This window comes from Spirillospora albida (genome assembly GCF_000718255.1).
GTDB classification, from domain to species: Bacteria; Actinomycetota; Actinomycetes; order Streptosporangiales; family Streptosporangiaceae; genus Spirillospora; species Spirillospora albida.
On the sequence record NZ_JOFJ01000004.1, the window covers coordinates 38,970 to 61,472 of the forward strand.

The 22,503-nt window shown below is 73.3% G+C and carries 20 protein-coding genes; 5 read left to right on the forward strand and 15 right to left on the reverse strand.

Annotation, left to right across the window (positions count from 1 at the left end; all coding sequences use genetic code 11):
• Positions 1-4 precede the first annotated feature (4 nt).
• Both IE99_RS0106700 and pdxR read right to left on the reverse strand, forming a co-directional pair.
• Positions 5-247 (reverse strand): hypothetical protein, encoded by a 243-nt coding sequence (locus IE99_RS0106700; protein ID WP_030165254.1) that lies wholly within the window; start codon positions 245-247, stop codon positions 5-7.
• Between the two features lie 29 nt (positions 248-276).
• A complete protein-coding gene (gene pdxR / locus IE99_RS0106705) occupies positions 277-1,785 on the reverse strand; it encodes a MocR-like pyridoxine biosynthesis transcription factor PdxR (RefSeq protein WP_030165257.1) in 1,509 nt (502 codons plus the stop codon).
• A 147-nt stretch (positions 1,786-1,932) separates the two neighbouring features.
• Here pdxR and IE99_RS0106710 point away from each other — a divergent pair, with 147 nt between their 5' ends.
• The 3 genes from IE99_RS0106710 to IE99_RS0106720 all read left to right on the forward strand — a co-directional run bounded on the left by IE99_RS0106710 (position 1,933) and on the right by IE99_RS0106720 (position 6,445).
• A complete protein-coding gene (locus tag IE99_RS0106710; protein WP_030165260.1) occupies positions 1,933-3,573 on the forward strand; it encodes a fumarate hydratase in 1,641 nt (546 codons plus the stop codon).
• A gap of 105 nt (positions 3,574-3,678) precedes the next feature.
• Positions 3,679-4,956 (forward strand): serine/threonine-protein kinase, encoded by a 1,278-nt coding sequence (locus IE99_RS30085; RefSeq protein WP_084219332.1) that lies wholly within the window; start codon positions 3,679-3,681, stop codon positions 4,954-4,956.
• 79 nt (positions 4,957-5,035) lie between these two features.
• Entirely contained in the window at positions 5,036-6,445 is a 1,410-nt protein-coding gene (locus tag IE99_RS0106720; RefSeq protein WP_030165265.1) for a class II fumarate hydratase, read from the forward strand.
• A 42-nt stretch (positions 6,446-6,487) separates the two neighbouring features.
• Here the strand turns inward: IE99_RS0106720 and IE99_RS0106725 are convergent, their stop codons facing one another.
• The 9 genes from IE99_RS0106725 to IE99_RS0106765 form a co-directional block, all read right to left on the reverse strand.
• Positions 6,488-7,315: an aggregation-promoting factor C-terminal-like domain-containing protein gene (locus IE99_RS0106725; protein ID WP_051712134.1), complete on the reverse strand. Its 828-nt coding sequence runs from the start codon at positions 7,313-7,315 to the stop codon at positions 6,488-6,490.
• A 516-nt stretch (positions 7,316-7,831) separates the two neighbouring features.
• On the reverse strand, positions 7,832-9,160 hold the full coding sequence (gene phoH2 / locus IE99_RS0106730; protein WP_030165271.1) for an RNA 5'-3' helicase PhoH2: 1,329 nt from the start codon (positions 9,158-9,160) through the stop codon (positions 7,832-7,834).
• A 135-nt stretch (positions 9,161-9,295) separates the two neighbouring features.
• Positions 9,296-10,156, reverse strand: coding sequence for an isoprenyl transferase (locus tag IE99_RS0106735; protein WP_084219333.1), 861 nt, complete (start codon positions 10,154-10,156; stop codon positions 9,296-9,298).
• Positions 10,157-10,278: 122 nt separating this feature from the next.
• Complete coding sequence (locus IE99_RS0106740; protein WP_030165277.1) at positions 10,279-10,815, reverse strand: hypothetical protein; 537 nt, start codon at positions 10,813-10,815, stop codon at positions 10,279-10,281.
• Between the two features lie 95 nt (positions 10,816-10,910).
• Positions 10,911-11,429 (reverse strand): hypothetical protein, encoded by a 519-nt coding sequence (locus IE99_RS0106745; protein ID WP_030165280.1) that lies wholly within the window; start codon positions 11,427-11,429, stop codon positions 10,911-10,913.
• Positions 11,430-11,531: 102 nt separating this feature from the next.
• Positions 11,532-12,662 (reverse strand): C40 family peptidase, encoded by a 1,131-nt coding sequence (locus IE99_RS0106750; protein ID WP_245623089.1) that lies wholly within the window; start codon positions 12,660-12,662, stop codon positions 11,532-11,534.
• Positions 12,663-12,783: 121 nt separating this feature from the next.
• On the reverse strand, positions 12,784-14,760 hold the full coding sequence (locus tag IE99_RS0106755) for a thioredoxin domain-containing protein (protein ID WP_030165285.1): 1,977 nt from the start codon (positions 14,758-14,760) through the stop codon (positions 12,784-12,786).
• A 43-nt stretch (positions 14,761-14,803) separates the two neighbouring features.
• Complete coding sequence (locus IE99_RS0106760) at positions 14,804-16,162, reverse strand: dihydrolipoyl dehydrogenase family protein (RefSeq protein ID WP_030165288.1); 1,359 nt, start codon at positions 16,160-16,162, stop codon at positions 14,804-14,806.
• A 32-nt stretch (positions 16,163-16,194) separates the two neighbouring features.
• Positions 16,195-17,118 (reverse strand): ribonuclease Z, encoded by a 924-nt coding sequence (locus IE99_RS0106765; RefSeq protein ID WP_030165290.1) that lies wholly within the window; start codon positions 17,116-17,118, stop codon positions 16,195-16,197.
• 75 nt (positions 17,119-17,193) lie between these two features.
• Here IE99_RS0106765 and IE99_RS0106770 point away from each other — a divergent pair, with 75 nt between their 5' ends.
• Positions 17,194-17,670 (forward strand): pyridoxamine 5'-phosphate oxidase family protein, encoded by a 477-nt coding sequence (locus tag IE99_RS0106770; RefSeq protein WP_030165293.1) that lies wholly within the window; start codon positions 17,194-17,196, stop codon positions 17,668-17,670.
• Here IE99_RS0106770 and IE99_RS0106775 read toward each other — a convergent pair whose 3' ends face one another.
• Genes IE99_RS0106775 through mca form a run of 4 tightly spaced genes read right to left on the reverse strand, consistent with a single transcriptional unit; the run spans position 17,671 to position 21,701 of the window.
• Positions 17,671-18,504: a tetratricopeptide repeat protein gene (locus IE99_RS0106775; RefSeq protein ID WP_030165296.1), complete on the reverse strand. Its 834-nt coding sequence runs from the start codon at positions 18,502-18,504 to the stop codon at positions 17,671-17,673. It lies immediately after the preceding gene.
• Positions 18,468-20,573, reverse strand: a complete 2,106-nt coding sequence (pabB, locus tag IE99_RS0106780) for an aminodeoxychorismate synthase component I (protein ID WP_030165298.1) — start codon at positions 20,571-20,573, stop codon at positions 18,468-18,470. Before pabB ends, IE99_RS0106775 begins: the two co-directional genes overlap by 37 nt.
• A 10-nt stretch (positions 20,574-20,583) precedes the next feature.
• On the reverse strand, positions 20,584-20,850 hold the full coding sequence (locus tag IE99_RS0106785) for a hypothetical protein (protein WP_030165302.1): 267 nt from the start codon (positions 20,848-20,850) through the stop codon (positions 20,584-20,586).
• The gene (gene mca / locus IE99_RS0106790; protein WP_030165305.1) at positions 20,850-21,701 is read right to left on the reverse strand and encodes a mycothiol conjugate amidase Mca; all 852 of its coding nucleotides are present in this window, start codon (positions 21,699-21,701) and stop codon (positions 20,850-20,852) included. The genes IE99_RS0106785 and mca overlap by 1 nt, the downstream gene beginning before the upstream one ends.
• 243 nt (positions 21,702-21,944) lie before the next feature.
• On the opposite strand from mca, the gene IE99_RS0106795 reads away from it, so the two are divergent.
• A complete protein-coding gene (locus tag IE99_RS0106795) occupies positions 21,945-22,322 on the forward strand; it encodes a DUF4307 domain-containing protein (RefSeq protein ID WP_051712138.1) in 378 nt (125 codons plus the stop codon).
• The last annotated feature ends 181 nt before the right edge of the window (positions 22,323-22,503 follow it).

A 22,503-nucleotide genomic window follows, 5' to 3' on the forward strand; every position in this document is an offset into this window, starting at 1 on the left:
GCTGTTATTGGCGCCCGGCGGGCTCCTCGAGCAGCGAGACCGCGTGCTCGCCGGCCTCCTGGGCCTCCTCCGGGGTCATGTCCGTCAGGGCGCGCGAGAGGGCCACCTCGGCGGCGTCCGCCGCGGCGCGGAGCGTCACCGCGTGCTCCTGCGCCCTTTCGAGGTCGCCCAGCCCCACACAGTCGAAGGCCACCTGGGCATCGTGCGCGGCCATCTTGAGCTGGCGTGCGGCCTCATCCAGAGACATCCGTACCTCCTCCACCGTGGTTCGTTGTCCTACCCACGAGCACCCTGGGTAACCGCGCGTCCGAGCAGCTCCGCCGCCCTGGCCAGGCGGGACTCGCTCAGCCCCGCGTAGCCGAGGACGAGCGCGGGCCGCGCGGCCGCGGCCCGCGCGGGCGACCACATCGGGCGCGCACCGGTCACGCGGACGCCCGCGTCCGCGGCGCGGGCCACGACGGCCGCCTCGTCGGTGCCGGGGGGCAGGTCCACGTACAGGTGAATGCCCGCTGAGACGCCGTGAACCGTCGCGCCGGGCAGATGTTCGACCAGAGCGGCGGCGAGGGCGTCGCGGCGGGCGCGGTAGCGGCGCCGCATCGTGCGCAGATGCCGGTCGTAGGCGCCGCTCTCGATGAGCGTGGCGAGGGTGTGCTGCTCCAGGACGGCGGTGCCGAGGTCGTGGTGGCTCCGGTGGACGCGCAGCCCCTCCGCGAGGGCGGGCGGGGCCACCACCCAGCCGAGCCGCAGGGCGGGCGCGAGGGACTTGCTCACCGAGCCGAGCAGGACGACGCGGTCGGGGTCGACGCCCTGGAGGCAGCCGACGGGCTCGCGGTCGTAGCGGAACTCGGCGTCGTAGTCGTCCTCGATCACGATCCCGTTCACGTCGCGCGCCCAGGCGATGAGCGCGGCCCGGCGGGCCGGGGACAGCACGACGCCGGTCGGGTACTGGTGCGCGGGCGTGACCAGGACGGCCCGCGCGCCGGTGCGCTCCAGGGCCGCGACGTCCAGGCCCTGCCCGTCGACGGGCACGCGGACGAGCCGGACGCCCGCCGCCGCCAGCATCGGAAGCTGCCGGTCGCTCGTCGGGTCCTCGACGGCGAGGGTGCGGTGCCCGGCCGCGGCGAGCACCCGGACGACCCCCGACAGCCCCTGCGCCACCCCGTTCATGATCACCAGTCGGCCCGGGTCGGCGTGCGCGGCGCGGACGCGGCCCAGGTACCCGGCGAGCTCGGCGCGCAGGGCGAGCGCGCCGGCGGGGTCGGGGTAGCCGAGCTCCTCGCGCGGGAGGACGCGCAGCGCGGCGCGGGCGGCGGCGAGCCAGCGCTCGCGGGGGAACGCCGACAGGTCGGGGTGGCCGGGCCACAGGTCGTAGGCGGGCACGGGGCCGGGGGCGTCGTCGGGGCCGCCGGTGGCGCCGCGGCGTGCGGCGCCACCGGAACCGGCCGCGTCACGGGTTCCGCCCGCGCCGCCGGAGCGCGCCGCGCCGCCGGTGCCGCCGGTGCCGCCCGTGCCGTCGGAGCGCGCCGTGCCGTCGGAGCGGGCCAGGGGCGCGACGCGGGTGCCGTCGCCGCGGCGGGCGAGCAGGAAGCCCTCGGCGATGAGCTGCTCGTAGGCGGTGACGACGACGCCGCGGGAGACGCCGAGATCGCGGGCGAGGTCGCGGCTGGACGGCAGCCGCGTGCCGGCGGTGAGCCGGCCCGACCTGACGGCGGCGCGGAATCCGGCCGCGATCTGCGCGGAGAGCCGGCCGGCGGCCCGGTCGAGGGGGAGATGAAGGTCGGTCACGTCAATTCAGCGTTCAACGGTGTGCGGAGCGTCACCCGCCCGACCGCGCCCGGCACCGGCCGACGTCCCGGGGTGCGGACGGGCCGGGGACCGGCGGGCCGTAACCTGGGGGCGGCCCCACCGGAATCGCGCGAGGATCCTCCAAAGATGCCTGAATTCTCCTACACCGATCTGCTCCCGCTCGGCACCGACGAGACGGAGTACCGGCTCCTCACCTCCGACGGGGTGTCCACGTTCGAGGCCGGCGGCCGGACCTTCCTCCAGGTCGAGCCGGAGGCGCTGCGGCTGCTCACCGAGACCGCCATGCGCGACATCGCGCACCTGCTGCGGCCCGCCCACCTGGCGCAGCTCCGGCGGATCCTGGACGACCCCGAGGCCTCCCCCAACGACCGGTTCGTGGCGCTCGACCTGCTGAAGAACGCGGGCATCGCGTCCGGCGGCGTCCTGCCGATGTGCCAGGACACCGGCACCGCGATCGTGATGGGCAAGCGCGGCCAGCACGTCCTCACCGACGGCCGCGACGAGGAGCACATCTCGCGCGGCGTCCACGACGCGTACACGAGGCTGAACCTGCGCTACTCGCAGATGGCGCCGGTCACGATGTGGGACGAGAAGAACACCGGGAACAACCTGCCCGCGCAGATCGAGCTGTACGCGGCGCCCGGCGGGTCCTACAAGTTCCTGTTCATGGCCAAGGGCGGCGGCAGCGCGAACAAGTCGTTCCTCTACCAGGAGACCAAGGCCGTCCTGAACCCGAAGCGGATGCTCCAGTTCCTGGAGGAGAAGATCCGCTCGCTGGGGACGGCCGCCTGCCCGCCCTACCACCTGGCCATCGTGGTGGGCGGCACGTCCGCGGAGTACGCGCTGAAGACGGCGAAGTACGCGTCCGCGCACTACCTGGACACGATCCCGGCGGAGGGTTCCCCGCTGGGCCACGGGTTCCGGGACGTGGAGCTGGAGCAGCAGGTGTTCGAGCTGACGCAGCGGCTCGGGATCGGCGCCCAGTTCGGCGGGAAGTACTTCTGCCACGACGTCCGCGTGATCCGGCTGCCCCGGCACGGCGCGTCCTGCCCGGTGGCGATCGCGGTGTCGTGCAGCGCCGACCGGCAGGCCCTCGCGAAGATCACCGCGGAGGGCGTCTTCCTGGAGCGGCTGGAGACCGACCCGGCGCACTACCTGCCGGACACCACCGACGAGCACCTGGACGACACGGTGGTGCGGATCGACCTGAACCGTCCGATGGACGAGATCCGCGCCGAGCTGACCAGGTACCCGGTGAAGACGCGGCTGTCGCTGACCGGGCCGCTCGTCGTGGCGCGCGACATCGCGCACGCCAAGATCAAGGAGCGGCTGGACGCGGGCGAGCCGATGCCGCGGTACCTGCGCGACCACGCCGTCTACTACGCGGGCCCCGCGAAGACCCCCGAGGGCTACGCGTCCGGCTCGTTCGGCCCCACCACGGCCGGGCGCATGGACTCCTACGTCGAGCAGTTCCAGGCGGCGGGCGGCTCGCTCGTCATGCTCGCCAAGGGCAACCGCTCGCAGCAGGTCACGGACGCCTGCGCGGCGCACGGCGGCTTCTACCTCGGCTCCATCGGCGGCCCGGCGGCCCGCCTCGCCCAGGACTGCATCAAGAAGGTCGAGGTCCTGGAGTACCCGGAGCTCGGCATGGAGGCCGTCTGGAAGATCGAGGTCGAGGACTTCCCCGCCTTCATCGTGGTCGACGACAAGGGCGGCGACTTCTTCGCCGACACCACCGGACCCGTCCTCACGATCGGCCGTCGCTGAAAGCTCGCCGTCCCGCGACCGATAGGTCACAGTATTGGCCCGAAATCTAAGTTGGTCCCGCGGTCTCGCCGATGACCACGCGGCCACTCCGGTATCTTTTCCGCCATGTCTCAGTCAGAGCGCCTCGTGCTAGCGACGCGCTACCGGCTGGTCTCGGAAATAGGCCAGGGCGCCAACGGCACCGTCTGGAGAGGGCACGACGAGCTCCTCGATCGCGCCGTCGCGATCAAGGAGCTGCGGCTCCCGGAGGCCCTCTCCGAGGACGACCGGGTCGTCTTCTACCGGCGCACGCTCCGCGAGGCGCGCGCGCCGGCCCAGCTGCGCACCCACTCGATCGTCGAGGTCTACGACGTGGTGATCGAGCAGGGCCGGCCCTGGATCGTGATGGAGCTGATCGAGGCGCCCAGCCTGGAGCAGCTCATCGAGCGGTCCGGTCCGCTGCCGCCCGAACAGGTCGCGCACATCGGCCGCAAACTGCTGGACGCGCTCGCCATCGCCCACAAGGCGGGGATCGTGCACCGCGACCTCAAGCCCTCCAACGTGCTGCTGGACGGCGACCGGGTGGTGCTCACCGACTTCGGGCTTGCGTTCTCGTCCGGGTCGGCGAGCCTGACCAAGACCGGGCACTTCATGGGGTCGCCCGCGTACGTGGCGCCCGAGGTCGCGGCCGGCGAGAAGGCCACGCCGCGCTCGGACCTGTGGTCGCTCGGCGCGACGCTGTACGCCGCGCTGGAGGGCCGTCCGCCGTTCGAGCGCGAGAACGTGATGGCGACGCTCAGCGCCCTGGCGAACGAGTCGACGCCGTCCCCGCAGAACGCCGGGTCGCTCGCCCCCGTGATCACCGGGCTGCTGGACAAGAACCCGACCCGGCGGCTCAGCCACGCCCGCGCCGCCGACCGGCTGGAGCGGGCGCTGACCGGGCCGCGGGCGGGCCGCCGGCCGCCGCCCACGCCCCGGTACCGGATGCTCGCCGTGATCGCGCTGGTCGGCGCGACCGTGGCGTCCTGCGGGATCGGCGCGACCGCGCTGGTCGTCGGGATGATGAAGGAGAGCCCGGGGCCGTCCCCGACCTCGTCCGCCACGTCCCCGACGGGCGATCCGGGACGCGCCGCCCCGCCCGGCGTCGCCGACAGCACGCTGGTGATCCGCGCCCGCACCGCGCCCTGCAAGATCTTCGTGTCGGTGCCGGGGAACGCGAGCACGGTGCTCAGCGACGAGACGCTGAAGCCGGGCGAGGCCCGCAAGTACAGCGAGCCGCGCATCAACGCGGTGCTGTACGACGCGTCCGCCTGCGACGTGTGGGTGAAGGGCGCGCAGCAGCCCGCCGGGGCGCCCGGCGAGCGCAAGAACATCACCCTCAACGAGGAGGGCTCCGGAGGCTGATCCGGGAATTTCCGCGGGAATGCGGGAACCACCCCGTGTGCTGCCCGTAGGGCAGGACGAGAGCGGAGAGGTGGCTTGCATGACCGAGCACGGGGACTTCCGGGTCGAGCACGACTCCATGGGCGAGGTGCGGGTGCCCGCCGCCGCCAAATGGCGGGCGCAGACGCAGCGCGCGGTGGAGAACTTCCCGATCTCGGGCCGGGGGCTGGAGCCCGCGCACATCGCCGCGCTCGGCCACATCAAGGCGGCGGCGGCGACGGTGAACGCCGAACTGGGCGTCCTCGACGCGGACCTCGCGGCGGCGATCACCGAGGCGGCGCTGGAGGTCGCGGCCGGGCGGTGGGACGACCAGTTCCCCATCGACGTGTTCCAGACGGGGTCGGGGACGTCGTCCAACATGAACGCGAACGAGGTCGTCGCGACGCTCGCGCAGGAGCGGCTCGGGCGGCCCGTCCATCCCAACGACCACGTGAACGCCTCTCAGTCGTCCAACGACGTGTTCCCGTCTTCCATCCACATCGCGGCCACCGGGGCCGTCCTGGGCGATCTCATCCCCGCCCTGAGGCATCTGGAGGCGGCGCTCGACCGCAAGGCGCGCGCGTGGGCGTCCGTCGTGAAGTCGGGCCGCACCCATCTGATGGACGCGACGCCCGTCACCCTCGGCCAGGAATTCGGGGGCTACGCCGCCCAGGCGCGGTACGGGGTGGAGCGGCTGGAGGCCGTCCTGCCCCGGCTGGCGGAGCTGCCGCTCGGCGGCACGGCGGTCGGCACCGGCATCAACACCCCGCCCGGGTTCGCCGCCGGCGTCATCGCGGAGATCGCGCGGGCGACGGGGCTGCCGCTGACGGAGGCGCGCGACCATTTCGAGGCGCAGGGCGCGCGGGACGGCCTGGTGGAGGCGAGCGGCGCGCTCCGCACGATCGCGGTCGGCCTCACCAAGATCGCCAATGATCTGCGCTGGATGGGGTCGGGGCCGCGGGCCGGGCTCGCCGAGATCCGGCTGCCGGACCTGCAGCCCGGCTCGTCGATCATGCCGGGCAAGGTGAACCCGGTGATCCCGGAGGCGGTCGCGCAGGTCGCCGCGCAGGTCGTCGGGAACGACGCGGCGGTCGCGTTCGGCGGCGCGTCCGGGACCTTCGAACTGAACGTGATGCTGCCGATGCTCGCCCGGAACGTGCTGGAGTCGATCACCCTGCTGGCGAACGCCTCCCGCCTCCTCGCGGACCGCTGCGTGGACGGCATCGAGCCGGACGAGGAGCGGATGCGCGAGTACGCGGAGTCGTCGCCCTCGATCGTCACGCCGCTGAACCGGTACCTCGGCTACGAGGAGGCCGCGAAGATCGCCAAGCAGGCGCTGGCGGAGCGCAGGACGATCCGGGCGGTGGTGCTGGAGCGCGGGCACGTCGACGAGGGGCGGCTGACGCTCGAGCAGCTCGACGAGGCGCTGGACGTCCTGCGGATGACGCGTCCGCCGTCGGCGCGCCCGTAGGACCGAACGGGCGCGCCGAGGGCGCGGGGCGGGGGCGGGAGGTCAGTACCAGCCGACCCGCTGGGAGTGCGACCAGGCGCCGCACGGCGTGCCGTAGCGGTTCTTGATGTAGCCGAGTCCCCACTTGATCTGGGTGGTGGGGTTGTTCCGCCAGTCCGGACCCGCGCTCGCCATCTTCGACCCGGGGTTCGCCTGCGGGATGCCGTAGGCCTCGGACGAAGGGTTGTCGGCGTGCACGTTCCAGTGGCTCTCCTTGTTCCACAGCTTCACCAGGCAGCCGAACTCGCCGTCGCCTGAGAACCCGTAGTTCGGCATGAGCGCCTTGGCGATCCGCTGCGCCTCGCCGGCCGGGACCGGGTCGCCGGCGGGGGCGCCGCCGCCCTGCGAGGGTTCGTCGTCGGGCTTCTTCGTCGGGATGGGGGTTCCCTTGGGACGGAGAGCCGGGGCCTTCGCCTTGGTGCGGACCTGCTTGGACGCGCGCTCCAGGGCGAGCTTCTTGCGCGCCGCCTCCAGCACCTTCGGGTCGACCCGCGGGGTCGGCTCCGCGGCTGCGGCGTCGTTGAGCGGGGACGAGGCGACGGTCGCCTTGTCGCCGTCCTCCGCGTCGCCGCCGGTCATGGCGAACGCGGCGACCGCGCCGCCGCCGAGCACCACGGCCGCGCCCGCGGCCACCGCCGCGACCCGCAGGCCCTTGCGTCCGGTGCCCGCGGCGCGGGGGCGGCGGGACGGCCCGGGGCCGGCCGCGAGCTCGTCGCGGGGCGCGCCCGCGTCCGCGAACGCGGGGCCGGGGGCGCCGGGGAAGGGGGCGTCGGGGTGCGGCAGGGTGTCGCCTGCCGGGGACGGCTGCGGCGCCGAGCCCGCGACCCGCACATCGTCCTCGTGGGAGGCGCCGGCGTAGGGCTCGCCGGTGCCGGGGACGTTCGGCGGGGGGCCGAAGGTCTGTCGATCGTCTCGCCCTGAAGACCCGGGATGGTCTCCGTACAAGGCGGTCCTTCCGACGGTCGCACGCACATGGACGCGCGTGCGAACTGCTTCACCCGGTGGGGCGCGCACGTCCCGGTGCGCTCTCGCGAGGGGGTCGCGCTGCGGGACGGCACCGCTCGGGGGGTGCTTACGGGGAGACACAATGCCGGAGGGCGCGGGCTGCTCCGCAACCGAAACGAGATAAATGCTTAGAGTGCCGCACTTGTCAACCGGCGCGGCAGATCTCCGAAACGCCGGAGAGAACTGCGTTTCCTGCGCATTTGCACGGGGATTGTGACCTTCATCACAGATACACGTTAAGTATCTGGAGAATCACTTTGTGTAGACAGAAACCCGGCGCCCGATCGGACGGGTCGCCGGGTTTCCGGCCGCATTCCGCATGCGGAACGTCAGGCTTCGATATCAGCCGGTGACATCCCCCAGCATGTCGGTGACCAGCGCCGCGATCGGGGACCGCTCGGACCGGGTCAGCGTCACGTGCGCGAACAGCGGATGGCCCTTCAGCCGCTCCACCACCGCCGCGACCCCGTCGTGCCGGCCGACGCGCAGGTTGTCGCGCTGCGCCACGTCATGGGTGAGGACGACCCGCGACCCCGCCCCGATCCGGGACAGGACGGTCAGCAGCACGCCCCGCTCCAGCGACTGCGCCTCGTCCACGATCACGAACGCGTCGTGCAGCGACCGGCCGCGGATGTGGGTCAGGGGCAGGACCTCCAGCATCCCGCGATCCAGGACCTCGTCGACGACCTCCGGCGTCGTCACCGCCGACAGCGTGTCGTAGACGGCCTGCGCCCACGGCGACATCTTCTCGTTCTCCGACCCCGGCAGGTAGCCGAGCTCCTGCCCGCCGACGGCGTAGAGGGGGCGGAAGACCACGACCTTCCGGTGCCTCCGCCCCTCCAGGACGGCCTCCAGCCCCGCGCACAGCGCGAGCGCCGACTTGCCCGTCCCGGCCCGGCCACCGAGCGACACGATGCCGACCGACTCGTCCATCAGCAGGTCCAGCGCGATGCGCTGCTCCGCCGACCGGCCGCGCAGCCCGAACACCTCGCGGTCGCCGCGGACGAGCCGCACGGACTTGTCCGGCATCGTCCGGGCGAGCGCGGAGCCGCGCTCCGACAGCAGCCGCAGCCCCGTGTGGCACGGGAGGTCCCGCGCCTCCTCCAGGTCGATGGAACGGTCCTCGTACAGGTCCTCCAGATGGGCCGCGGGCACCTCCAGCTCCCGCATCCCCGTCCAGCCGGACTCCACGACCGCGAGCTCGGCCCGGTACTCCTCGGCGGCGAGCCCGACCGCGGACGCCTTCACCCGCATCGGCAGGTCCTTGGAGACCAGGACGACGTCCCGGCCCTCCCTGGACAGCCAGGCCGCCACCGACAGGATCCGGGTGTCGTTGTCGCCGAGCCGGAAGCCGTCCGGCAGCACGCTCGGATCGGCGTGGTTGAGCTCGACGCGCAGGGTCCCGCCCTGGTCGCCCTGCGGCCCCGCGATCGCGACGGGCTCGTCCAGCCGCCCGTGCTCGACGCGGAGATCGTCCAGCAGGCGGAGCGCCTGCCGGGCGAAGTAGCCCAGCTCGGGGTGGTGACGCTTGGCCTCGAGCTCGGAGATGACGACGATGGGAAGTACGACCTCGTGCTCGGCGAACCGGGTCATCGCCCCCGGGTCGGCGAGCAGGACGCTGGTGTCGAGGACGTACGTGCGCCGGTCCGGAACGGGTGCTCCGGAGGGGATCCCGGGGACGGGACGGCGCGGGGAGGTTGTGGCCACTCGATCTCCCTGACTGTCGGGGGACTCTCGGTGGCGCCGCGGCCCTGCCCGCGCGGGACGGCCCGGAGGTCCGGGAAGTCCGTGGGTGGAGGCCTGCCGTCAGGAACCGTAGCGCCGGTGCCGCGCGGCGTAGGAGCGCATCGCCCGGAGGAAGTCGACCTTGCGGAAGTCCGGCCAGTGGACCTCGCAGAAGTAGAACTCCGAGTGGGCGCTCTGCCAGAGCATGAATCCGGAGAGACGCTGCTCCCCCGACGTCCGGATGACCAGGTCGGGGTCAGGCTGGCCGCGCGTGTAGAGATGCTCGGCGATGTGCTCGACGTCGAGGCTCTCGGCGAGCTCCTCGATGCCGATGCCCCGGCTCGCCTGCTCGACGAGCAGAGAGCGCACCGCATCAGCGATCTCACGCCTACCTCCATACCCAACCGCGACGTTCACAATCAGGCCGGGGGCTCCGGATGTCGCCTCGCCCGCGTCCTTCAGCACGCGGGCGGTCTTGTCGGGCAGGAGGTCCAGCGCGCCGACCGGCTTGACGTGCCAGCCGTCCGCGGCGAGCTGCCGGACCGTGTTCTCGATGATCTGCAGCAGCGGGTCCAGCTCGTTCGCGGGCCGGTTGAGGTTGTCGGTCGACAGCAGCCACAGCGTGACGTGCTCGACCCCCGCCTCCCGGCACCACTGCAGCAGGTCGGAGATCTTGTCGGCGCCGCGCTGGTGGCCGGTGTTGACGTCGGCGAGGCCCATCGACCGCGCCCAGCGCCGGTTGCCGTCCAGGATGACCCCGACGTGGCGGGGCGTGATGTCGGTGGGCAGGGACGCCTCGACGCGCCGCTCGTACATGCGGTACACCGCGTCGCGGATCGCCGCGTAGGGGCCGCTGCGCCTGAGCGCGGACGTGAGCGAGCGCGCGTCGACGGGGGTGCGGCGCACCCCGTCCCGCCGTGAGATCCCGCGCCGTTCCCCCATGTGGACTCCCCTTCGAGCGGCCGTCCCGCACCGTGGGAACGACGCTCAATTATGACCCCGTGGCCATGGCCGTCCCACCGTTTCGGCGATATCGGCCTATTTCAGGGTACGGGGGCCGGTTCTCAGCGCACGGAATCGGCGGGACGCGCCGTCCGCTCCGCCTCAGCGACGAGATCGGCGAGGAAGCGGGCGAGGTCGGCGGAGGTCAGCACCGCCCGGACGCCCCGTCCGGCGGTGCCCCACGCCTCCAGGACGGCTCGGCGGGCGACCCGCCACCGGCCCTCGGCCGAGTCGTGCCCCCCGACCCAGAGGGACGACGTCCGGAGGGCGCAGCGGAGTTCCCCGGTGGCGGCCACGTCGCCGCGGTCCCGGTAGCGGAACGCGAACAGCTCGGGCTCGCGGACGCCGCTTTCGGGCTCCGGGAAGCGGTCGTCCGGATCGGGCCAGCGCGCCGCCTGCGGGGATCCGTCGGCGCGGGCCGCGGCCACCAGCCCCGCGAGCTCGGCGAGGAAGTAGCCGCACCGCTCCCCGACCGCGCCGAAGACCTCGCCGTCGCGCCACAGCTCCAGGGTGACCTCGAACGGCCTGCCGCACCGGTCGCGCGAGGGCACCGGCACGACCGCGAGGTCGGACCCGTCGACGCACCGGACCCTCCGCACCGTCCACCCCCAGCCGACCGCACCGTTACCAAGGCACATTAGGGCAGGTCGATACCACGGTCACACTCTGTGAAACCGGGTGTCGGGCGAGGGCGCTACGGCCGGGGGCCGGCCGCGCGGGCGCGCTCGACGTGCTCCAGCGCCGTCCGCAGCTCCTCCAGCCAGGCGTCGGTGTTCTTGCCGACCAGGCGCACGCACCAGGCGAGCGCGTCGCTGCGGCTGCGGGCCACGCCCGCCTCGACGAGCGTGTCGAGGACGCGGCGCTCGGGCTGGCGCAGCCGGGTCATGACCGGCACGGACAGGTTGGTGAACATCTGCCGCTCGCCGCCGCACTCGGCGCCCCACGAGACGCGATGCCGGAAGCGCTGCTCCGCCTCCCGGGCGATCGCCATGCGCTGCTCGCGGGTCTCCTCGCGGAACCGCTGGATGTGCCCGGCCAGCTGCGCCGCCCGCTCGGTCTCCGACACGCCGGGGCTCGCCTTCGGCTCGGGAAGGCGGCCGACGACGTTGACCTCTTCGCGGTCGACGGTGACCTCCAGATCCTCGAACCACTCCTCGGGAAGCCGTCCGTGGAACCAGCCGCGCACCACTTCCAGCGTTTCGCTCGTAGTCACGTAATCAAAATTACAGCCATGAGGGCGTACGAAACCAGAGGGCGCCGCGGATCGGCGTCCCCTGACTCGGGGGCGTGCTCTCGGAGGGGGAGGTGCCGGGTCTCAGCCGGCGACGCCGCGGGCGATCCTCGGGCTGACCCGGACCGCGCCGCGCATGTTGCGCGTGTAGACGTTCTGGACCTGGACGACCGAGCCGCGCCGGGGCGCGGCCAGCATCTTGCCGTTGCCCAGGTAGAGGGCGATGTGCGAGATGTAGCCGGGGGCCGTCGGGTCGTTCGCCCAGATCAGCATGTCGCCCGGCTGCGCCTGGGCGTACGGGATCACCCAGCCCGTGCGGGCCTGGTCGGCCGCGACGCGCGGTAGCTTGACGCCCGCCCGCGCGAACGCGTACTGCATCAGGCCGGAGCAGTCGTAGCCGCCCTCGGCCTCCGACTCGCCGCCCCACACGTACGGCCAGCCGAGCCGCGTGTGCGCCGCCCGGATCACCGTCTGCACCTGCTGCGCCGTCATGACCTGGCCGCTGGACGCGGGGAGGTCTCCGCCCGCCGACGGGAAGTCGACCACGGGGTTGACCTCGACGGCCTTGGCGCCCTTCGGCAGCACCTTGCGCAGCTTCGCGATGAAGGTCTTCGGCCGGGTCTTCGGAACGCTGATCAGCATCGCGTTGCCGGACGGCATGCCGAGCGCCCGCGCGGCCGTCCGTGAGATCACGGCGTCCACGTCGCCGATGCCCATCGTGGCGTAGGCGCCGACGCGCAGCGGGGTCCGCGCGTTCTTCCCGCCGACCGGAACCTGCGCGCCGAGCCGGATCCCGCCGTCTTCGCCCATGGTGAACGAGATCGCGACATCGCCCCCGGCCACGTTGCGCCAGAGGGCGTCGGACTGGGCGGTCGGCTTGGGCGTGTAGTTCCGGAAGGTGGAGGGGTCGACCCCGAGGATGCCCACCCGCTTGCCCGCGACCGCGCCCTGCACCGCGTCCACGATCTCGACGCCCTGGACGCCCTTCGCGCCCCGGACCCTCGCCACCAGCGCGGACGGCAGCGTCGCGGGCGCGGCCACGAGGACGTGCGGCGTGAGGCGCTTGCCGAGCGGCGCGACCGCACCGGGCGCCAGCGGGGAGTTGCCGGACGCGGCGACGTACCGCGCGCTCTGTCCGGTCCGCGGTTCGGCGGCCGGGGTCGCGCCGTGGTGCGCCACGAGGACCGCGCCGTTGACCGAGAGTGTCGCAAGCACCGAAACGCCGATGGTCGTCGGAAGTATCCGGCGGTTCGGCTTTCGCACTGCATCACTCCCTTGTCCGGCTGCCCGCAGCGAGATCCACATCACAGTGCCACAAAGTGGACGTCTAATCCAATTAACCACGTAGTTCGCGGGCCAGGTCCGCCGGCGCCGTCACCGGCAGCCGGCACGTGAACCCCCGGCACACGTACGCGGCCGGCGCGCCGTCCACGAGACCGCGGCCCGCCAGAAGAGGCACCTGGTCCGTACCCGCTTCCGCGACGCTCACCACCGTCCCGGGCATCCCGGACATCAGGGCGGTGCGGTGCAGGGCGAGCGTCCGCTCGTCCGACCGCGGACCCACGATGGCGACCTCCAGCGGCCCGGCGACCCGCGCCTCCGCGACGGCGAGGCCCCAGCCCGCGAACCGCGCGTGCTTTCGCGCGAGCGGAGCCACCGGGCCGAGCGCTGCCTCGGCCGCCTCCCGGTGCCGCTCCGACCCCGTCAGTGCCGCGTACGACAGCAGTGCCCCGGCCGCCGCGAACTGCCCGGAAGGAGCCGCGTTGTCGGTCGGGTCCTGCGGCCGGCGGAACAGCCGCTCGGCGTCGTCGGCGGTGTCGTAGAACCCGCCGTCCCCGTCGCCGAACCGCTCCACGACGGTGTCGAGCAGCTCCCCCGCGAGCCGGACGTGCGCGGGGTCGCCCGTGACGGCGTGCAGGGCCAGCAGCCCCTCCGCCACATCGGCGTAGTCCTCCAGGACGCCCGCGTTCGCCCCGGCCTCCCCGGCGCGCGACGTGCGCGCGAGGCGTCCGTCCGTGACGTGGACGTCCACCAGGAGCCGGACGACCTCCTCCGCGCCCCTGACCAGATCGGGACGGTCGAACAGGGCGCCGCACTCCGCCAGAGCGGCCACGGCGAGCCCGTTCCAGGCGGCGACGACCTTGTCGTCCCGCGCGGGCGGCACCCGCTCCGCCCGCGCGGCGAGCAGCGCCGTCCGGACCCGCTCGCACCGCTCGGCGTCCTCCGGGTCGCGCAGGAGCTGAAGCACGGACGTCCCGTGCTCGAAGGTGCCGGTGACCTCGAACGACCGCGCCGCGAAGGCCCCGTCGTCCTCCCCGAGGACCTCCCGCAGCTCCTCGGGCGTCCAGACGTAGTACCTGCCCTCGACGCCTTCGCTGTCGGCGTCGAGGGCCGACGCCAGCCCGCCCTCGGCGGTCCGCAGGTCGCGCAGCATCCAGTCGCACGTCTCCAGCGCCACCCGGCGTGCGAACGGCGTTCCCGTGAGCCGCCACCAGTGCGCGTACACCCGCGCCAGCAGCGCGTTGTCGTAGAGCATCTTCTCGAAGTGCGGGACGACCCACTCCGCGTCCACGGAGTACCGCGCGAACCCGCCGCCGAGCTGGTCGTACATCCCGCCCCGCGCCATCGCCTCCAGGGTGTGCGCGGCCATGGCGAGCGCCTCCGCGCTCCCCGTCCGGGCGTGGTGCCGCAGCAGGAACTCCAGCGCCATGGACGGCGGGAACTTCGGCGCGTCCCCGAACCCGCCCCGCGCCCGGTCGTACGACCCGGCCAGCACCGTCACCGCGTGCGCGAGACGGCCCTCGTCGGGCGCCCCGGCCCCGGCGGGCCCCGGCCCCCGCGACGTCAGCGCCCGGACGACCTGCAGCCCCTGCCCGACGACGTCCTCCCGCTGCTCGTTCCACGCCTTGTGGACGCCCTGCAGCAGCGCCTGGAACTGCGCCCGCGGGAAGTACGTCCCGCAGTAGAACGGATGCCCTTCCGGCGTCATGAACACCGTCATGGGCCATCCGCCCTGGCCCGTCATGGCCTGGGTCGCCTCCATGTAGACGGCGTCGATGTCGGGCCGCTCCTCCCGGTCGACCTTGATGTTGACGAACATCTCGTTCATGAGCCGGGCAGTGGGCGCGTGCGAGAAGGACTCGCGCGCGAGGACGTGGCACCAATGGCAGGCGGCATACCCGACAGAGAGGTGAATCGGGACATCGCGCTCGCGCGCCTCGGCGAACGCCTCGTCCGTCCACTCCCACCAGTCGACCGGGTTCTCCGCGTGCTGCCGCAGGTAGGGGCTGGTCGCGTCCTTGAGCCGGTTCATGCGTCAGATCCTCCCCCATCCGTTCGCCGCCCCACTCCCCACCTCAGGAGTCGAGAGCGGCGAGGGCGGTCTCCAGGGTGCGGTGGAACGTGGGGTAGGCATAGATCATTTCGCGGAGGGTCCGCGTCGGGATCTCGGCGTGGACGGCGAGGGCAAGGGCGGAGATGATCTCGCCGCCACCGGGGGCGGCGGCCGTCGCGCCGACGATGGTGCCGCGTTCGGCGTCCTCGACGAGCTTGATGAAGCCCTCGTTGCCCACCTTGTGGATCCAGCCGCGGGCCGACTCCGGGATGGGGGCCTTGCCGGTGCGGATGGTGAGGTTCCTGTCGCGGGCCTGGGCCTCGGTGAGGCCGACCGAGGCGATCTCCGGGTCGGTGAACGTGACGCGCGGAACCGCGTGGTAGCGGGCGGGCGGGCCGGACTCGCCGAGGATGTCGCGGGCCGCGATGTTCGCCTGGTACATCGACATGTGGGTGAAGGCGCCCTTGCCGGTGATGTCGCCGATCGCCCAGACGCCGTCGGCGGCGCGCATGCGCTCGTCGGTGTCGATCGCGCGGGCGTTCTCGTCGAGGCCGACGGCGTCCAGGCCGAGGTCCCGCAGGTTGGGGCGGCGGCCCGTCGCGACGAGGAGGCGGTCGGCGGTCACGCTCCCGTCGCCCAGGCGAAGGGTGAACCCGCCGTCCCCGTGGGACGCGCCGGTCACCTTCACGCCGGTGCGGACGTCCAGGCCCTCGTTCCGGAAGACGTCCCGGACGAGTTCGCTCGACTCGGGCTCCTCGTTCAGCAGGAGGCGGTCGGCGGCCTCGACGATCGTGACGCGGCTGCCGAAACGGGCGAAGACCTGCGCCATCTCGGCGCCGACCACGCCGCCGCCGAGCACGAGGAGGGAGTCCGGGACCTCGGTGGCCCGCACGATCTCGCGGTTGGTCCAGAACGGGACGTCCGCCAGGCCGTCGACGGGCGGGGCGGCCGGGGCCGTCCCGGTGCTCAGGACGATGCCGCGGCGGGCGCGGAACACCCGTTCGCCGACGGTGACCTCGCGTGGGGCGGTGATCGTGCCGTGGCCGCGGGCGAGCACCACGCCCTTGCCGGTGAGGCGGTCGGCGGCGACCTTGTCGTCCCAGGAGTCGGTGGCCTCCGCGCGGATGCGGTCGGCGACCGGCGCCCAGTCGGGCCGGACGGACGCGTCGCCCGCCATGCCGGGGATCCGGCGGGCCTCGGCGAGGAGCCCGGCGGCGCGCACCATCATCTTCGTGGGGACGCAGGCGTAGTACGGGCATTCGCCGCCGACGAGGCGGGATTCCACGGCGGCCACGGCGAGGCCGGCCTCCGCGAGGGTGCCGGCGAGGTGCTCCCCGCCGGGTCCGAGTCCGATGACGACGACATCCACTTCTTGGGCCATGGCTGGACTCCTGCCCATGTCGGCGTGTTTTGTCACGTGCGGCGGCGCGGGAGCGGGAGGCGGTCCAGATCGTGGACGAGAGTGATCTCGCCGGAGAAGACGGCGGACGCCTCGTCCAGGAAGAGGTGCTCGTCGGCGACGGGGTAGCGCTCGGAGAAGTGGGTCAGGACCAGGTGCCGGACGCCCGCGTCCGCGGCGGCGCGGGCGGCCTGCGCGGCGGTGAGGTGGCCGTACTCGGTCGCGAGGGCGCTGTCGGCGGACAGGAACGTCGACTCCATGACGAGCATGTCGGCGCCGTCGGCGAGCTCCGCGACGCCGTCGCACAGGCGGGTGTCCATGACGAGGGCGAACTTCTGGCCGGGGCGCCGGACGCTGCACTCCTCGAGGGTGACGGTGCGCCCGTCGACGGTGAGGCCGCCCTCCTGCTGGAGCCTCCGGACGAAAGGGCCCTGGACGCCGCGGGCCCTGAGCTCCTCGGGCAGCATCGTGATGCCGTCCGGCTCCTCCAGGCGGTACCCGTACGCCTCGACGGGGTGGGAGAGGCGGCGGGCGGTCAGGGTGAACGGCTCCTCGGCCAGGACGGCGCGCTCGCCGGACACGGGCCGTTCGCGGATGACGCCGGTGTCCCGGAACACGGACGCGTGGCGGAGCCGGTCCCAGTACGTCCGGCCGCTCGCGGGGAACGCCGCGCGGACCTCGTGCTCGACGCCGTCGCGGGCGATGCGCTGGACGAGGCCGGGGACGCCGAGGCAGTGGTCGCCGTGGAAGTGGGTGAGGCAGAGCCAGGTCACGTCGGTCGCGGAGACGCCGGCGCGGGTCATCTGCCGCTGGGTGCCCTCGCCCGGGTCGAACAGGAGACCGTGGCCGTCCCAGCGCAGCAGGTAGCCGTTGTGGTTGCGGGTCTTGGTGGGGACGGCGCTGGCCGAGCCGAGGACGGTGAGATCGCGAACCGACATGGTTCCATGGTGCCGGGTTCGCCCCCGGGTAAGCGCTTGTTTATTCTGAGGCGTCGTCGACCCGAGGAGACCGCGGTGGCCAGTGCGAAGCGTGACAGGATCAAGATGACCCCGGACGAGGTGGACGCCTACCTCGCCGCGAACTTCAAGGTGCAGGTCGCCACCGTCGGCAAGGACGGCGAGCCCCACCTGGTCACGATGTTCTACACGCTGTACGAGGGCAAGATCGCGTTCACCACGTACAAGTCGTCGCAGAAGGTGCTGAACCTGCGCCGCGACCCGACGATGACGTGCCTGGTCGAGGACGGCGTCGAGTACAACGAGCTGCGCGGCGTCGCCCTCTACGGCAAGGGCGCCGTCATCGAGGACCCGAAGCCGCGCAGCCTCGTCGGCGCGGTCGTCGGGTCCCGGATGGCCGGGCTGCCCGTGCCGGAGCTGGGCGAGCCGATCGACCCGGTGATCATGGAGGGGATCGAGCAGGCGATCGCCAAGCGCGTCCTGATCGTCATGGAGCCCGACCGGATCGTCAGCTGGGACCACGGCAAGCTGTGATCACGCCGTGAGGGCCGCGCGGCGCTCGGCCGTCCGCGCCGCCTTCGGGGACGGGACGGACGCGTAGAGCTCCACGGCCCGTTCCAGCGCGGCGCCCTCCGCCGCGGGGTCGCCGCGCAGGTGGGCCGCGTCGGCGAGGTGGACGAACGCGTCGCCCTGCTGCTCGACGGCGTGCTCGGTCCGCATGATGTCGAGGGCCTGGCCGAACAGGTTGATGGCGGTGACCGGGCGGGACGCGCCGAGATACGCCTCGCCGAGCGACGTCAGCGCCTCCGCGCGGCCCCGCCGGTCGGGGTCGGGGAGGGCGGCGAACGCGTCCGGGAGGGGCCGCAGCAGCTCCAGCGCCCGGTCGACGTCCCCGGACCGGACGAGCGCCCGCCCGAGGTCGTGGCGGATCCTCAGCGTCGTCCGGGCGTCGCCGCCGGCCCGGGCCGCGTCGAGCCGTTCGGTGAGGGCGTCGGCGGCCTCCGTCCAGCGTTCCCGGTCGAGGAGCGCGCGGGCCTGCGCGAGGTCGCCCGTCCCGGCGAGGTGGTGGTCGAGGGCGCGGCGCAGGGCGGCCTCCCGTTCGGCGGGCGGCTCGTCGCGCTCGGCCAGGCGCCGGGCGAGGTCGCGGACGGGGCCGGGCAGCCGGTACCGGCCGGCGTCCGACTCGCTCAGCAGCTCGCGCGCGGCGAGTTCCCGGAGCAGGTCGCGGGCGCGGGAGGGCGGCAGGTCCGCCAGGACGGCGGCGGCCCCGGGCCCGACGTCGTCGGGGGGCACCAGGCCCAGCAGCCTGAGCAGCCGGGCGGCGTCCGGGCTCAGCTCCCCGTAGCGGTCCTCGATGTTCGCGCGCACGGTGGGCTTTCTCCCCGGTCGGACGGGAGTCCACACCGGCCGCCCCCGCCGCGCTCCGGGAACGCGGCGCCCAGCAGGCCGAGGAGGGGGGCGGCCTTCACGGCGGTCTCCTCGAACTCGGCCGCCGGGTCGGACAGGCGGGTGATCGCGCCGCCCACCCCGTACCGGACGCGCCCGCCCCGGGCCGCGAGCGTCCGGATCGCGATGCTCAGGTCGGCCGCGCCGGTGAGGGAGAAGTAACCGATGGCGCCGCAGTAGACGCCGCGCGGCCCGGCCTCCAGCCCGTCGATGATCCGCATGGTGCGGAGCTTCGGGGCGCCGGTCACCGACCCGCCGGGGAACGCCGCCCGGACACAGTCGACGGCCGACACCTCCGGCCGCAGCCGGGCCCGGACCGTGCTGACCATCTGGTGGACGGTGGCGTAGCTCTCGATCGCGAACAGGCCGTCGACCTCGACCGTGCCGGGCACGGCACCGCGCGCGAGGTCGTTGCGGACCAGGTCGACGATCATCAGGTTCTCGGCCCGGTCCTTCTCGCTGCCGCGCAGGCCGGCGCGGTGCCGGGCGTCCTCGGCGGGGGTCGCGCCGCGCGGCCGGGTGCCCTTGATCGGCCTGGACTCGGCGTATCCGGCGGCGTCCACCCGCAGGAACCGCTCGGGCGAGGTGCTCAGCACCGAGAGGCCGCCGAACCGAAGGTAGGCGGCGAACGGCGCCGGGTTCGCGGCGCGCAGGGCCCGGTAGGCGGGCCACGGGTCGAGGTCGGCGTCCGCCTCCAGCATGTTCGTGAGGCACACCTCGTAGGTCTCGCCCGCGCTGATCGCCGACTGGCAGGCGCCGATCATGTCGAGGTAGCGGCGGCGGCCGTGCCGGAGCCGGGGCACCGCCGGGGCGGCCGCGGGCACGGGGCCGGGCGGCTCGGCGGCGTCGAGCCGCTCCCGGACGTGGTCGAACCAGTCCGTGTCCAGGGCGAGCAGGTACAGCTCGCCGTCCCGGTGGTCGTAGACGACGGCCCGGTCGGCGAACACCATCGCGGCGTCCGGGTCGGGCGAGGCGTGCGCGGCGTCGCCGCCGCATTCGGCCTTCAGCTCGTAGCCGAGGTAGCCGACCCAGCCGAGGGCGAACCCGAACGGCAGGTCGGGAGCCTCGACGGGATGCGCGCGGATGTCGGCGTCGAGCCAGTCCAAAAACGGCGACGTGTGGACGGCGCCGTCCACGGTGACCGTGCCCCTCCGGACGTCCGCGTAGGCGACGCGGGCGCGGGGGCCGGACGCGTCCCCCATGATCGAGAACCGCCCGGTGGCGTCGTCGGCCTTGCTGCTGTCGAGCCAGAAGGCCGTGTCGCCGTCGCCGTAGAGCGCCCCGAACACGGTCTCCGGGTCGTGGACGGCGGGCAGCCGCCGCACATGCACCCGGAGGGGTCGCGGAGCGTTCCGCCGCGGACGTGCCCGCGCCAGGTCGATGACGACCCGTCCGGGCGCCTCGTGGGGGCGCGCGAGCCGCAGGAAGTTGCCGATGAGCCGATGCCCGTGCTCGGTGCGGATCGACTCGGGGTGGAACTGCACGCCCCACTGCGGGAGGTACCGGTGCCGGAGGCCCATGAGCACGCCCTCCGGCGCCCACGCGGTCGCCTCCAGGACGTCCGGCAGCTCCTCCACCGTCAGGGAGTGGTACCGGACGGCGTCGAACGGCGACGGCAGCCCCGCGAACAGGCCCGTCCTCCCGTGCGTCACCGGCGACACCCGTCCGTGCCGGGGCTCGGCGGCCGGGCCGACCTTGCCGCCGTGGACGTGCGCCAGCCCCTGATGGCCGAGGCAGACGCCCAGGATCGGCAGCCCGGAATGCCGGACGATGTCGGCGCAGACGCCGAAGTCGGCGTCCCGCTCCGGCGTGCCCGGCCCCGGCGAGATGATCACGTTGCCGAACGCGCGGACATGGCGGAGCCGCCACCCCGGCTCGTCGTTGCGGACGACGACCGGCTCGGTGCCCGTCACCTCGGCCACGTAGTGGGCCAGGTTGTGGGTGAACGAGTCGTGGTTGTCGACGATCAGCGTGCGCGGGGCGGCGGCCAAGGGACCCGCGTCAGGGCAGGGCCGACCCGTCGCCGGGCTCGGTCCCGGCGGCGGGCTCGGTCGTGGACTCGGCCTTGGCCCGGCCCTTCCTCTCCTGGGCGCGTTCCCACTCCTGCTGCTTGAGGTCGGCCTCGCGGGGCGCCTGGATCCGCTTCATCTGCTTGTTCATCGAGCGGATGAGGAACACGAGGGCCAGGGCCAGGGCGAGGAACACGCCGAACCCCAGGAAGCCCGGGGTGACCGTGTCGTCGTTGAGGGGTATGGCGAGCGGAGACACTACAGAGACACCTTCTCCCGGATACCGGCGAACAGATCGTCCTCCGGCAGCTCGGTGTCGACCAGGGACCTGGCCAAATGGTAGTCCTCCGTCGGCCAGGCCTCGCGCTGGACGTCCATCGGGACGGCGAACCAGAACCCGGTGGGGTCGATCTGGGTGGCGTGGGCGAGCAGCGCCTTGTCCCGCGTCTCGAAGTGGTCGGCGCAGGGGACGCGGGTCGTGACGTCCCAGGGAGACGGCTTCTCGAACCGCTCGATCCAGTCGCCGTAGGGGGACTCGAGCCCGGCCTTCTCCATCGCCTCGTGCAGGGTGACGATCCGGTCCCTGTTGAAGGTCATGTGGTAGTAGAGCTTGAGCGGCTGCCAGGGGTCGCCGGCCTCGGGGTAGCGCTCCGGGTCGCCCGCCGCCTCGAACGCCTCCACCGAGACCTCGTGGCACTTCACGTGGTCGGGGTGCGGGTAGCCGCCGCGCTCGTCGTAGGTGAGCATCACGTGCGGGCGGAACTCCCGGACGGCCCGCACCAGCGGCTCCGTCGCGGTGCCGAGCGGCTCGAGGGCGAAGCAGCCCTCCGGCAGCGGGGGAGGCGGGTCGCCCTCGGGGAAACCCGAGTCGACGAAGCCGAGCCAGCGCTGCTCGACGCCGAGGATCTCCCGGGCGCGCGCCATCTCCCGCTCCCGCACCCGGCCGATGTCGGCCTTGATCTCGGGCCGGTCCATCGCCGGGTTGAGGATGTCGCCGCGCTCCCCGCCGGTGCAGGTCACGACGAGGACCTCGACGCCCTCCGCGACGTACCGGGCCATGGTCGCGGCCCCCTTGCTGGACTCGTCGTCCGGGTGCGCGTGGACGGCCATGAGGCGCAGCGGAGCGGACCCGCCGTCCCCGCCGGGTCTCGCGTACGTCGTACCGTCGATGACATCCGGCGACGCCGGCCCGGGGGGCGTGGGGGGTGGTCCCCCCTCGGGAAGTACGGACACGTGGGGCTCTCCCTCTCAGCGCTGTACGGACGTCTCGGGCACCCCCGGTGCGGGGCACCCGGCACGACAGACGAGAATTGTCCCTGACAACGTCCGCACACCGCACGGAGATTCCCCGCCATGACGACGAGCGAGCCGGAAACCGCGAAGCCGCAGCGCGGCCGCCTTGGACTGATCGTCATCGGGGTGGTCTGCGCGGCGGCGGCGGGCGGGTTCGGCATCGTCTCGGCCAACGTCGGGCAGACGCCCGGCATCGCCGCGCAGACGGTCACGTTCGACGTCGTCAGCGACACCTCCGTCGAGCTCAACTACCGCGTCGCGAAGCGCAAGGGCGCCGAGGTGCACTGCACCATCGACGCCTTCGACGACCGCCTCAACATCCTCGCCGCGCGGCGGATCATCGTGCCCGCCGGCACGTCCCGGATCACCGGCAACGCGACCTTGCCGACGCCGCGCCGCGCCACCGGTGCGCGCATCCGCGACTGCCGCGACGCCTGACGGCCGCAGCCGCCCCGGCACCGTCGAAACGCCAGGTGAAGCCGAAACACGATTGCCGGATTGCGGGCGCTCGGTTCAGGGAACCTTTACCCGCACACACCGGATAGGCTAGAGGTTTCACCCGGCCGCACTTCATGTCGATGTGGCGTCCATCCCCCATGGGACGGGCGAGATCGCAACA